This is a genomic window from Pseudomonas sp. TH49 (genome assembly GCF_016650625.1).
In the GTDB taxonomy this organism is placed as follows: Bacteria; Pseudomonadota; Gammaproteobacteria; order Pseudomonadales; family Pseudomonadaceae; genus Aquipseudomonas; species Aquipseudomonas fluorescens_H.
The window spans coordinates 2,064,810-2,077,772 of the sequence record NZ_JAEKFL010000001.1 but is presented as its reverse complement, the minus strand read 5'-3'; the positions used below and the strand labels follow the sequence as shown (position 1 = coordinate 2,077,772).

The following is a 12,963-nucleotide window of genomic DNA, read 5'->3' as shown; positions in this document are numbered from 1 at the left end:
CTCCCACATTTGAAATGCATTCCAATGTGGGAGCGGGCTTGCTCGCGAAGAATGCGGCACGGTGCTTCAGACAGAAACACCGCACCACCTACAACTTAGCTATACACCCGGCCAAGGAGCTGCCGATGGCTTTCAAACTGATCGAGCACATCGCGTGTGATCTGATCCTGCGTGAAGCCCATCAGGTCGTAATCCTGACTGCCGTTGTGCAGGTACACCTCGGCGCGGTAGTAACGCTGGCGCGCTTCATCGGACTGGGCCGATTCGGTCGGGGTCGCCAGATAACCATCCAGGCTCACTTCGTAGACGAAAGGGTTGCCCTCTTCCATCTCGACGCGCACGCCCATGCAGCGCTTGGATTTGCCCAGCAGCGTCTGCACTTCCAGACCCTGCGCACGCATTTGTGCGGCAGCGTCTTCCAGCGCCGGGCTGACCTGCTTGTCCATGAAACGCTGCACCACCGATTGGCTCGGTTGCAGGTCCAACTGCGTCAGACGCTCGCTGAAGCCACGACGACCGCGCTCGGCCAGTTGCGCCTGCTCCTGTTCGATCTGCACGTCCTGACGCATCGCCTTGTGCAGGCCGAACATGAAGAACACCAGCACCACCGAGAACGGCAGACCGGCCAGCACCACCATGGTTTGCATGGCTTCGAAGTTACCGGCGAACAGCAGACCGATAGTCACCAGCGTGATCACCACCGACCAGAAGATCCGCAGCCAGTGCGGCGCATCTTCGTCAACGTTACCGCCCTTGCAGGACAGGTTGGCCATCATCACCGCGCCGGAGTCGGCCGGGGTCAGGAACAGCACGAAACCGACGAAGATCGACACACCGATAACGACTTTCGACGCCGGGTAGTGTTCCAGCAACTGGTAGATCGCCATCGACGGCTGTTCCAGCGCCGTCTTGCCGAGTTCCACCGCCCCCTGGTTCATCACCAGATCCAGCGCCGAGTTACCGAAGATCGACAGCCACGCCAGAGTGAAGCCCAGCGGAATCAGCAGTACGCCAGCGACCAGTTCACGCACGGTACGACCACGGGAAATACGCGCGATGAACATGCCGACGAATGGTGCCCAGGAAATCCACCACGCCCAGTAGAACAGGGTCCACAGGCCCAGCCAGCGGTCAGACTTGGCGCTGTCGCCTTCATAGACGTACAGGTCGAAGGTTTTCAGCACCACCCCGTTGAGGTAGTCGCCGATGTTCTGCACGAAGCCGTTGAGCAGGTGCAGGGTCGGGCCGAACAGCAGAACGAAAATCAGCAGACCGCTGAACAGCACGATGTTCAGGTTGGACAGACGACGGATGCCGTTTTCCACACCGGACACGGCAGCGATGGTCGCCACGGTGCTCATCACGATGATCACGATCAGCAGGTTGGTGTTGCTGTGTTCCATGCCGAACAGGTTTTCCAGCCCGGAGGACACTTGCAGCGAACCGATCCCCAGGTTGGTCACCAGACCCAGCAGGGTCACGAACATACCGAAGCCGTCCACCGCATGACCGGCCGCGCCCTTGACCCAACGCTCGCCGACCAGTGGATACAGCGCCGAACGCAGGGCCAATGGCTGGTTATGACGGTAGGCAAAGTACGCCACGGCCAGACCGACCAGTGCGTAGATTGCCCAGCCGTGCAGGCCCCAGTGCAGGAAGGTCAGCTGTACAGCTTGACGCGCGGCCATGTTGGTGGCCGATGCGCCTTCCGGCGGATTGAAGTAGTGATCCAGCGGCTCGGAGGCGCCGAAGTACAGCAGCGAAATACCGATACCCGACGAGAACAGCATCCCCGCCCAGGCGCCGTAGCTGAAATCCGGGGTGTCGTCCTTGCTGCCCAGTTTGAGTTTGCCGTAGGAGGAAAACGCCAGGCCCACCACAAACACCAGGTAGGCGGCGATCACCACCATGTAGTACCAGCCGAAGCTGCGCGACAACCAGGCCTGAGCGATACCCAACAATCTGCCGGCCTCTTGCGGGGCGATGATCAGAATGGCGGTCAACAACAGAATCAACGCGGTAGAGGTGTAAAACACCCAACCGTTGACCGTCACCTTCTCGGGCGGGGTCTTTATAAGAGAGGCAGAACTCATGGCACAAATGCTCCAGGCAGTGCGAGAGAAGAACACAAGGCAACACGGAACCCGACCAATCGGTTAGTTGGCAGCCGACCGGCGGGTGATATAAAGACACCCCGAAAAAAGCCCGAACCTGCCGAAATGGCGTTGCGAATCGCTTTCGTGGCCAAAGCTGTGCGGACGTTCATCCGAAACCTGGCCCCGAGCGTCTTGCCCTTTCAACACGTCCATCGAATAGCGAACCGCGCCATGCCCCACGCAGGTTTCAAGCATTTTCGGATGTCGTTTTATCGCCATTTACAAGCAGAAAAAATCTGTAGGCAGCGACGATTTGTCGCAGATCTTATTCTTTGTTGATTGAACGTTCAATCAAAACAAAATAGACTGGCCCTCAATCCGATAGGCGTTTATCGCCCGTCGGAAGGCCTAAGGAGATGTGCAAGATGCCCAAGGTCGGTATGCAACCCATCCGCCGCCAACAACTGATCGAAGCCACGTTGCAAGCGGTCGATCAGGTCGGAATGGGGGACGCCAGCATTGCGCTGATCGCCCGTTTGGCCGGTGTCTCGAATGGCATCATCAGTCATTACTTTCAGGACAAGAACGGCCTGATCGCCGCCACGATGCGGTATCTGATGAACGTCCTCAGCGAGAACGTCACCGCGCGCCGTCAGGCGCTGGCAGACAGCAGCCCACGGGCGCATCTGCAGGTGATCATCGAAGGCAACTTCGACGCCAGCCAGGTCAATGGCCCGGCAATGAAAACCTGGCTGGCCTTCTGGGCCACCAGCATGCACCAGCCGTCTTTGCACAGGTTGCAGCGGATCAACGATCACCGTCTGTATTCCAACCTGTGCTGCGAGTTCCGCCGTGTGTTGCCGCTCGAAGAGGCGCGCAGCGCAGCGCGTGGACTGGCAGCGTTGATCGACGGCTTGTGGTTGCGCGGCGCGCTGTCGGGAGACGCTTTCGACACGGCGCAGGCGCAACAGATCGCTTACGAATACATGGATTTCCAATTGGCCAAGCAGGTGAGCCAGAGCACACAGAAAACGCTCGGCACCTGAACCGCCACCGCAGTTTCAGCGCGGTGGTCGACGCCAACCACTAATGCACTTGCGAGGACACTATGGCCCGTTTCGAACTGCAAAAACTCTACATCGATGGCGCGTACTCCGACGCTGGCAGCGATGCCACCTTCGAAGCCATCAACCCGGCGAACGGTGAAGTCCTCGCCCAAGTGCAACGTGCGACCAAGGAAGACGTCGAGCGCGCTGTGGTCAGCGCTGAAAAGGGCCAGAAAATCTGGGCCGCAATGACCGCCATGGAGCGTTCGCGCATCCTGCGTCGTGCCGTCGACATCCTGCGCGAGCGCAACGATGAACTGGCTGCTCTGGAAACCCTGGACACCGGCAAGGCTTACTCCGAAACCAAATACGTCGACATCGTCACCGGCGCCGACGTGCTGGAATACTACGCAGGCCTGGTACCGGCGATCGAAGGCGAGCAGATCCCGCTGCGCGACACGTCCTTCGTCTACACCCGTCGCGAGCCGCTGGGCGTGGTCGCCGGCATCGGCGCGTGGAACTACCCGATCCAGATCGCGCTGTGGAAATCCGCACCAGCCCTGGCGGCCGGTAACGCGATGATCTTCAAGCCAAGCGAAGTCACCTCGCTGACTACCCTGAAACTGGCCGAGATCTACACCGAAGCCGGCCTGCCAAACGGCGTGTTCAACGTACTGACCGGCAGCGGCCGTGAAGTCGGCACCTGGCTGACCGAGCACCCGCGCATCGAAAAAGTCTCCTTCACTGGCGGCACCGACACCGGCAAGAAAGTCATGGCCAGCGCTTCGGCTTCGTCGCTGAAAGACGTGACCATGGAACTGGGCGGCAAGTCGCCGCTGATCATCTGCGACGACGCCGACCTCGATCGCGCCGCCGACACCGCGATGATGGCCAACTTCTACAGCTCCGGTCAGGTTTGCACCAACGGTACTCGCGTGTTCGTACCGAGCCACCTGAAAGCCGCTTTCGAAGCCAAGATCGTCGAGCGCGTAGCGCGCATCCGCATCGGCAACCCGGAAGACGAAAACACCAACTTCGGCCCGCTGGTCAGCTTCGCCCACATGGAAAGCGTGCTGGGCTACATCGCCAAGGGTAAAGAAGAAGGTGCCCGCGTCCTGTGCGGCGGCGAGCGTCTGACCGACGGCGAGTTCTCCAAAGGCGCCTTCGTCGCGCCGACCGTGTTCACCGATTGCACCGACGAGATGACCATCGTCCGTGAAGAAATCTTTGGCCCGGTGATGGCGATCCTCTCCTACGAGACCGAAGAAGAAGTGATCCGCCGCGCCAACGACACCGACTTCGGCCTGGCCGCCGGTATCGTTACCAAAGACCTGAACCGCGCGCACCGCGTGATCCATCAACTGGAAGCCGGTATCTGCTGGATCAACGCCTGGGGCGAGTCCGACGCAAAAATGCCGGTGGGCGGTTACAAGCAGTCGGGCGTGGGCCGCGAAAACGGCATCAGCTCGCTGACCAACTACACACGCATCAAATCGGTACAGGTCGAGCTGGGCGATTACGTTTCGGTGTTCTGATCTGACGCGACTCTGAAGTTGGGGCCCTTGTGGCGAGGGAGCTTGCTCCCGCTGGGCTGCGCAGCGGCCCCAACTGCAGACACCGCGCTCATCCAGACAGAGCTCGGTCGCAGGTTCTGCGACTGCTTCGCAGTCGAGCGGGACGGTGCGGCGATCCGACAAGATCCCTCGCCACAAAACAAGCAGCTCGGCAGCCTGACCACATCTAAAGAGGGTGCATTCAATGTCCCAAGAATTCGATTACATCATCATCGGTGCCGGCTCGGCCGGTAACACCCTGGCGACCCGTCTGACTGAAGACGAAGGCGTCACCGTTCTGCTGCTCGAAGCAGGCGGCCCGGACTACCGTTTCGACTTCCGCACACAAATGCCGGCCGCGCTGGCATTCCCGCTGCAGGGTCGTCGCTACAACTGGGCGTACGAAACCGATCCAGAGCCACACATGGACGGTCGCCGGATGGAATGCGGTCGCGGCAAAGGCCTCGGCGGTTCCTCGCTGATCAACGGCATGTGCTACATCCGTGGCAACGCGATGGACTACGACAACTGGGCGAAACTGCCAGGTCTGGAAGACTGGACCTACCTCGACTGCCTGCCGTACTTCCGCAAAGCGGAAACCCGCGACATCGGCCCGAACGACTACCACGGTGGCGACGGTCCGGTCAGCGTGACCACGCCGAAGGCGGGCAACAACCCACTGTTCCACGCCATGGTTGAAGCTGGCGTGCAGGCCGGTTACCCGCGCACCGAAGACTTGAACGGCTACCAGCAGGAAGGCTTCGGCCCGATGGACCGCACCGTGACGCCGAACGGCCGTCGTGCTTCCACCGCCCGTGGCTACCTCGACGTCGCCAAAAAGCGCTCGACCCTGACCATCGTCACCCACGCCCTGACCGACAAGATTCTGTTCGAAGGCAAGCGTGCGATCGGCGTACGTTACCTGGTCGGTTCGGCGGAAGAACGCGTTGAAGCCAAAGCACGCAAAGAAGTCCTGCTGTGCTCCGGCGCCATCGCTTCGCCACAGATTCTGCAGCGCTCCGGTGTCGGCCCGGCAAAACTGCTGGAAAGCCTCGACATCCCGGTCGTCCACGACCTGCCGGGCGTCGGTGAAAACCTGCAGGATCACCTTGAGCTGTACCTGCAATACGCCTGCACCCAACCGGTCTCGCTGTACCCGTCGCTGCTCTGGTACAACCAGCCGGCCATCGGTGCCGAGTGGCTGTTCAACGGCACCGGCATCGGCGCCAGCAACCAGTTCGAAGCCGGCGGTTTCATCCGGACTCGCGAAGAGTTCGAATGGCCGAACATCCAGTACCACTTCCTGCCGGTGGCGATTAACTACAACGGCAGCAACGGTGTGAAAGAGCACGGCTTCCAGGCGCACATGGGTTCCATGCGTTCGCCGAGCCGTGGCCGCATCCAGGTCAAATCCAAGGATCCGCGCCAGCACCCGAGCATCCTGTTCAACTACATGGCCACCGAGCAGGACTGGCAGGAATTCCGTGACGGCATCCGCCTGACCCGCGAAATCATGCAACAGCCGGCACTGGACGCCTTCCGTGGCCGCGAAATCAGCCCGGGCATCGAAGTGCAAACCGATGAGCAGTTGGACAAGTTCATCCGCGAGCACGCCGAAACCGCGTTCCACCCGTCCTGCTCGTGCAAGATGGGCACCGACGAGATGGCCGTAGTGGATGGCGAAGGTCGCGTGCACGGCATGCAGAGCCTGCGTGTGGTCGATGCTTCGATCATGCCGATCATCACCACCGGCAACCTGAACGCGCCGACGATCATGATGGCGGAGAAAATCGCCGACAAGATCCGTGGCCGCAAACCGCTGCCGCGCAGCACCGCAGCGTACTACGTCGCTGGCAATGCGCCGGTGAAAGGCAAGCCGATGCGTGATATCACGCCTGTTGCTCAGTAATTCCATTACACCGCGTCACGGCTAATCGCGAGCAGGCTCACTCCTACAAGGATCTCCAGTGAACACGCATTATGTGAACACTGGAGATTAACTGTAGGAGTGAGCCTGCTCGCGATGAGGCCCTGAAAATCAGCCTCCATCTCCCTGCTGCACAGTAAATCCTCCTACACCCCCTCTTCACTTGATCCTACCCCCACGCAGGCCTACTCTAGACCTCGCGCAACCGTTTCACCCCTCCCCGCCGAATCGCTTCACCCCGCAACTCCATAACAAGGAGGTTCCCGAATGTTCGATTTCCACCCCCAGCTCAAGCAGCGCTTCGCTGCCTTGCGCACGGGCGCCGAGTTTTTTTCCCTACGGTATGTACGCGAGTCCGGCCAGTACCTGTCGGTGCGCAAGAACGTCGCCGAGCCACCAAGCCTGAGCCGCGACGAAGGGGCGATGCTCACCGTGCGCGTCAACGGCGTTGAAGCCTACGCGGCGACCAACGACCTGTCGCAGCAAGGCCTGCAAGCCGCCCTTGCACGCGCCGAGCAGCAGGCCCGGCGGCTCAAGCCGCACGCCCTGCTCGACCTGCGCGACCAGCCAGTGTCGAGCGACCGCGCTGATTACTTTTCGCCCAATCTCGAGCAACCCTTCCCGTCCCTGAGCGAATGCTTCGAGCTGCTCGGCGCGGAATCCGCCTCGGTGCCAAAGGATGAGCGCCTGGTGAATTGGGAAGCGAGCATCGGCATCACCCATGTCGAACAGATCTACCTGAGCAGCGCCGGTGCCGAATTGCGCCAGGCCCAGCGCTTCGTCTATCCGAGCCTGGATGTCACCGCCTACGACGGCAACGACAGCCAGACCCGCTCCCTCGGCCGCGAGAACTTCGGCCAGCAGGGCGGCGCGGACGTGATCAGCCGTTGCGGCCTGGTCGGCGCCGGCCCGAAAGTGGCCGATCAGGCCCTGCAACTGCTGCTCGCGCCGAACACCCCGCAAGGCCCGCGCGATCTATTGCTGATGCCGGACCAGATGATGCTGCAGATCCACGAGTCCATCGGTCACCCGCTGGAGCTGGACCGGATCCTCGGTGACGAGCGCAACTACGCCGGCACCAGCTTCGTCAAAACCAGTGACTTCGGCAGCCTGCAATATGGCTCGAAACTGCTCAACGTGACCTTCGATCCGGACATTCCCGAAGAACTCGCCAGCTACGGCCACGATGACGACGGCACCAAGGCCAGCAAACAATTCCTGATTCGCGAAGGCTTGCTGCTGCGGCCACTGGGCGGCGCGCTGTCGCAGTTCCGCGCCGGTCTCGACGGGGTTGCCAACAGCCGCGCCTGCGGCTGGAACCGGCCGCCGATCGACCGCATGGCCAACCTCAACATCGAGCCGGGCGATCAGTCGCTGACGCAACTGATCAGCGGCATCGAGCATGGCATTCTGATGAGCACCAACCGTTCGTGGTCGATTGACGACGCGCGCAACAAATTCCAGTTCGGTTGCGAGTGGGGTCAGTTGATCGAGAACGGTGAACTTAAAGGTGTGGTGAAAAATCCGAACTACCGGGGCATATCCGCGTACTTCTGGAAGAGTCTGCGCGCGGTCGGCGATGCCGGCACCCGGATGGTGCTGGGCACGCCAAACTGCGGCAAGGGCGAGCCGAACCAGGTGATCCGCGTCGGCCACGCTTCGCCGGCCTGCGTATTCAGCAACGTTGATGTGTTTGGGGGAGACGCCTGATGAGCATTTCGAAGAGTCAGTCCGACGCCTTCAAGGTCATCGTCAATTGGCTGCGCGACAGTGTGCGCGAGCCGGAACAGTTCACGCTCAGCTATGCCGCCGAATCGTCGGCGTTCGTCCGTTTCAACCACGCCAAGGTGCGTCAGGCCGGCCAGGTGCAGCAAGCCGACGTCGGGCTGAAACTGATCAACGACGGCCGCCACGCTGACCTGCACATCACCCTGTCCGGTGATCAGGAAGCCGATCTGCAACGCCTCGCCGAAGGCCTGCAGCAACTGCGCGAAACCCTGCCGCTGCTGCCGCAGGATCCGTACCTGCTGCTCAATCACAACGGCTGGCAGAGCAACAACGTGCAGGAACACCCGTTACCGGACACCGAGCAGGTGGTCGAGGAAATCTGCACCGCTGCTGAAGGTCTGGATCTGGTCGGTTTCTATGCTGCCGGCCCGATCAGCCGTGGTTTCGCCAGTTCCTCGGGGGCGTTCGGCTGGCATCAAGCCAACAGCTTCAACTTCGACTTCAGCCTGTTCCACGAAAATGGCGAAGCGGTAAAGGCCAGCTACGCCGGGCACGACTGGAGCAGCGAAGGATTCGCCCGACGCTTCCAGCAGGCCCGCGAGCAACTGGCGTTCCTCGGTCGCCCGCTACGTACTCTGGCACCGGGGCAATACCGGGCTTATCTGGCGCCGGCCGCGCTGGAAGAAATCATGGGCATGCTCAGCTGGGGCGGTTTCTCGGCGCAGTCGATTGCCAGCAAGAGCAGCCCGCTGCAGAAGCTGTATGTCGGCGATCAGACGTTCAGTCCACTGGTATCGCTGGATGAGAAAGTCAGCGAATCGTTGAGTCCGGCGTTTTCCGCCGAGGGTTATCCGCGCAGCGATCTGCGGCTGATCGTCGAAGGCAAGGCCGGTGATCAATTGGTCGGTTCACGCAGTGCCGCCGAATACGGCCTGACCGCCAACGGTGCCAGCGGCGGCGAATCGCCGAGCGCACTGAACATGGCGGCCGGTGATCTGTCACAGGCAGAGATTCTCAAGCAGTTGGGCACCGGGTTGTACATCAGCAACCTGTGGTACCTGAACTTCTCGGATCAACCGGCGGCACGCCTGACCGGCATGACCCGCTTCGCAACTTTCTGGGTCGAGAACGGCGAGATTCAGGCGCCGGTCAGCACCATGCGTTTCGACGACAGCGCCTACAACCTGCTGGGTTCGCAGCTGGAAGCGTTGACCGCCGAGCGCGAGTTGCTGCTGTCGGCGAGCACGTATAGCCAGCGCAATACCTCGTCGGCGCTGCTGCCGGGGGCGCTGGTGAGCCGACTCACGCTAACGCTATAACACTGTGGCGAGGGAGCTTGCTCCCGCTGGGGTGCGAAGCGCCCCCAAAACCTGTCAACTCGGTGTTCCTGTAATACCGGGTTGGCTGAATTTACGGCTGCTGCGCAGCCGAGCGGGAGCAAGCTCCCTCGCCACAAAAGCTTCAAGCCAGGACAAGCATTCGGATCAATAACCCACAAGAGGTTCCATGCCCACACGCCCGCCTCTCGACGCCATTACCGCCCGCTGGTTGCCGTGGGTCGTCGCCATTGCGTTCTTCATGCAGTCCCTCGACGGGACCATCCTCAACACCGCCCTGCCGGCCATGGCCAAGGATCTGGCCGAAAACCCGTTGCGCATGCAAGGCGTGGTCATCGCCTACATGCTCACCGTGGCCTTGCTGATTCCGGCCTCGGGCTGGATCGCCGACCGCTTCGGCACCAAGAAAATCTTCTTCGGCGCGATCCTGCTGTTCAGTTTCGGCTCACTGCTCTGCGCGTTATCCAGCAGCCTGACCATGCTGGTCGGCGCGCGGGTCATTCAGGGCCTCGGTGGTGCGCTGATGTTGCCCGTCGGGCGGCTGGTGGTGCTGCGCGCCTACCCGCGTTCGGAACTGGTGCGGATCATGGGGTTCATCACCATTCCCGGCCTGCTCGGCCCGCTGATCGGCCCGACCATGGGCGGCTGGATGGTGCAATACCTGACGTGGCACTGGATCTTTCTGATCAACCTGCCGGTCGGCCTCATCGGTTGCTACGCGGTGTGGAAATTCATTCCCGACCTGCGCGGCACCGAGCGCACGCGTTTCGATAGCCTCGGTTTCCTGCTGTTCGGCGCGGCGATGATCCTGATCACCATCGCCATGGAAGGCCTGGGCGAACTGCACTTGCCGCACCTGCGGGTGATGTTGCTGCTGTTCGGCGGGCTGGCCTGTCTGGCGGCTTACTGGCTGCGTGCCGGGCGTGTCGAAAATCCACTGTTCTCGCCATCGCTGTTCAAGACCCGGACCTTTGCGGTCGGGATCATCGGCAACCTGTTCGCCCGTCTGGGCAGCGGTGCCCTGCCGTTTCTGGTGCCGTTGCTGCTGCAAGTGGCGCTGGGTTATTCACCGGCGCAAGCCGGGATGAGCATGCTGCCACTGGCGGCGGCGGCAATGATCGCCAAGTGGGTGGCGCGACCGCTGATCGAACGTCTTGGCTATCGCATCGTGCTCACCGGCAACACCCTGGCGCTGGGGATCATGCTGGCGAGCATGGGCCTGGTCAGTGAGCAGACGCCTTATTGGCTGTTGCTGTGCCTGCTGGCGATTCTCGGCGCAATCAACTCGCTGCAGTTCACCGCGATGAACACCGTGACCCTGATCGACCTCGACGACGCCAGCGCCAGCAGCGGCAACAGCTTGCTGTCGGTGGTGGCGCAACTGTCGCTGAGTCTGGGGGTGGCCTGTGCCGGTGCGTTGCTTGGCGGGTTTACGGCGGAGATCGGCAACGACGGTGTCGAAACCGTGTTGGGCGCGTTCCAGCTGACGTTTGTCACGGTCGGAGTGATGGCGATGCTGGCGGCGACGATCTTCTCGCAACTGTCGAAAGAAGACGGCCGCCGGGTCAAACGCCCGGATGAACATCCGGATGAACACATCGAACACTGACCAAACAGCGAAGGCCTTTGTGGCGAGGGAGCTTGCTCCCGCTGGACTGCGCAGCAGGCCCCCGCTTTTTGAGTTGAAGAGCGGGGCCGCTTCGCGCCCCAGCGGGAGCAAGCTCCCTCGCCACAGTTGATCTCTTTCCATGAGATTCAGGCACTGTTCGTCCAGAACTTTCGAGGAAAGTGGCACGGGGCTGCTACACTGCGCGACATTTTGTTTTGCAGGCCAGTCCCGTGACCACCATCGCCACCGCTTTTAATACTCTGCCGCTGTCCGCCGCCATGCTGGCTAACCTCGAATCCCTCGGTTATGCCCAGATGACGCCGATCCAGGCGCAGAGCTTGCCGGTGATCCTCAAGGGGATGGACCTGATCGCCCAGGCCAAGACCGGCAGCGGCAAGACCGCCGCGTTCGGCATCGGCCTGCTGAACCCGATCAACCCGCGTTACTTCGGTTGCCAGGCGCTGGTGATCTGCCCGACCCGTGAGCTGGCCGACCAGGTCGCCAAGGAAGTCCGGCGTCTGGCCCGTGCCGAAGACAACATCAAGGTCCTGACCCTGTGCGGCGGTGTGTCGTTCGGCCCGCAGATCGCTTCGCTGGAGCACGGCGCGCACATCATCGTCGGCACCCCGGGGCGTATCCAGCAGCACCTGCGCAAGGGTTCGCTGGTGCTCGACGGTCTGAACACGCTGATCCTCGACGAAGCCGACCGCATGCTCGACATGGGCTTCTACGACGCCATCGAAGACATCATCGAAAAGACTCCGGCACGCCGTCAGACCCTGCTGTTCTCCGCCACCTATCCGGTGGGCATCAAGCAACTGGCGTCGAAATTCATGCGCGATCCGCAAACGGTGAAAGCCGAAGCGTTCCATGACGACACGCAGATCGAACAGCGCTTCTACGAAATTTCTCCGGAAGAGCGCATGAGCGCAGTGACCAAAGTCCTGCACCACTTCCGCCCGGACTCCTGCGTGGCGTTCTGCTTCACCAAGCAGCAGGTGCAGGAAACCGTCGATCACCTGACCTCCAAAGGCATCTCTGCCGTCGGCCTGCATGGCGATCTGGAACAGCGTGACCGCGACCAAGTGCTGGCGATGTTCGCCAACCGCAGTACGTCGGTCCTGGTCGCCACCGACGTGGCCGCCCGTGGTCTGGACATCGATGCGCTGGACATGGTGATCAACGTCGAGTTGGCCCGTGACTCGGAAATCCACATTCACCGCGTTGGCCGTACCGGTCGTGCCGGCGAGAAAGGCATCGCGGTCAGCCTCGTTGCGCCGTCCGAAGCGCATCGCGCGCAAGCCATCGAACAGCTGCAGAAAGCTCCGCTGAACTGGGATCAGGTCGACAACCTCAAGTCCCAGGGCGGTGCCCCGCTGCAGCCCCCGATGAGCACGCTGTGCATCGCCGGCGGGCGTAAAGACAAAGTGCGTCCGGGCGACATCCTCGGCGCACTGACCGGCGACGCCGGCATCCCGGGCGCGCAGGTGGGCAAGATCGCGATCTTCGACTTCCAGTCGTATGTGGCCGTTGAACGCACCGTGGTCATGCAGGCGCTGCAGCGCTTGAACAACGGCAAGATCAAGGGCCGTTCGCTTCGCGTGCGGGTTTTGTAAACGATCTTCGCCCCAAAGAAGATCTCCTGTGGGAGCGGGCTTGCTCGCGAA

The 12,963-nt window shown here is 61.7% G+C and carries 8 protein-coding genes; 7 read left to right on the top strand and 1 reads right to left on the bottom strand.

What is annotated here, in order from left to right; genetic code table 11:
• Window positions 1–95: 95 nt before the first annotated feature.
• Window positions 96–2,093, bottom strand: a complete 1,998-nt coding sequence (betT, locus tag JFU48_RS09410; protein ID WP_003228995.1) for a choline BCCT transporter BetT — start codon at window positions 2,091–2,093, stop codon at window positions 96–98.
• A 428-nt stretch (window positions 2,094–2,521) separates the two neighbouring features.
• On the opposite strand from betT, the gene betI reads away from it, so the two are divergent.
• The 7 genes from betI (at window position 2,522) to dbpA (ending at window position 12,912) form a co-directional block, all read left to right on the top strand.
• Window positions 2,522–3,142, top strand: a complete 621-nt coding sequence (gene betI / locus JFU48_RS09405) for a transcriptional regulator BetI (RefSeq protein WP_003228996.1) — start codon at window positions 2,522–2,524, stop codon at window positions 3,140–3,142.
• 62 nt (window positions 3,143–3,204) lie between these two features.
• Entirely contained in the window at window positions 3,205–4,677 is a 1,473-nt protein-coding gene (gene betB / locus JFU48_RS09400; RefSeq protein WP_201136383.1) for a betaine-aldehyde dehydrogenase, read from the top strand.
• Between the two features lie 223 nt (window positions 4,678–4,900).
• Window positions 4,901–6,604 carry a choline dehydrogenase gene (betA, locus tag JFU48_RS09395; protein WP_201136382.1) on the top strand — a complete coding sequence of 568 codons (1,704 nt, stop codon included), beginning with the start codon at window positions 4,901–4,903 and terminating at the stop codon, window positions 6,602–6,604.
• 285 nt (window positions 6,605–6,889) lie between these two features.
• The gene (locus JFU48_RS09390; RefSeq protein ID WP_201136381.1) at window positions 6,890–8,332 is read left to right on the top strand and encodes a TldD/PmbA family protein; all 1,443 of its coding nucleotides are present in this window, start codon (window positions 6,890–6,892) and stop codon (window positions 8,330–8,332) included.
• The gene (locus JFU48_RS09385; RefSeq protein ID WP_103485212.1) at window positions 8,332–9,669 is read left to right on the top strand and encodes a TldD/PmbA family protein; all 1,338 of its coding nucleotides are present in this window, start codon (window positions 8,332–8,334) and stop codon (window positions 9,667–9,669) included. Before JFU48_RS09390 ends, JFU48_RS09385 begins: the two co-directional genes overlap by 1 nt.
• Window positions 9,670–9,856: 187 nt before the next feature.
• On the top strand, window positions 9,857–11,296 hold the full coding sequence (mdtD, locus tag JFU48_RS09380; RefSeq protein ID WP_201136380.1) for a multidrug transporter subunit MdtD: 1,440 nt from the start codon (window positions 9,857–9,859) through the stop codon (window positions 11,294–11,296).
• Window positions 11,297–11,526: 230 nt separating this feature from the next.
• Complete coding sequence (gene dbpA / locus JFU48_RS09375) at window positions 11,527–12,912, top strand: ATP-dependent RNA helicase DbpA (protein WP_103485210.1); 1,386 nt, start codon at window positions 11,527–11,529, stop codon at window positions 12,910–12,912.
• The last annotated feature ends 51 nt before the right edge of the window (window positions 12,913–12,963 follow it).

Excerpts from the sequence above, each read along its gene's own strand:
- betT (WP_003228995.1), bottom strand. The coding sequence starts at position 2,093 with ATGAGTTCTGCCTCTCTTATAAAGACCCCGCCCGAGAAGGTGACGGTC.
- betI (WP_003228996.1), top strand. The coding sequence starts at position 2,522 with ATGCCCAAGGTCGGTATGCAACCCATCCGCCGCCAACAACTGATCGAA.
- betB (WP_201136383.1), top strand. The coding sequence starts at position 3,205 with ATGGCCCGTTTCGAACTGCAAAAACTCTACATCGATGGCGCGTACTCC.
- betA (WP_201136382.1), top strand. The coding sequence starts at position 4,901 with ATGTCCCAAGAATTCGATTACATCATCATCGGTGCCGGCTCGGCCGGT.
- JFU48_RS09390 (WP_201136381.1), top strand. The coding sequence starts at position 6,890 with ATGTTCGATTTCCACCCCCAGCTCAAGCAGCGCTTCGCTGCCTTGCGC.
- JFU48_RS09385 (WP_103485212.1), top strand. The coding sequence starts at position 8,332 with ATGAGCATTTCGAAGAGTCAGTCCGACGCCTTCAAGGTCATCGTCAAT.
- mdtD (WP_201136380.1), top strand. The coding sequence starts at position 9,857 with ATGCCCACACGCCCGCCTCTCGACGCCATTACCGCCCGCTGGTTGCCG.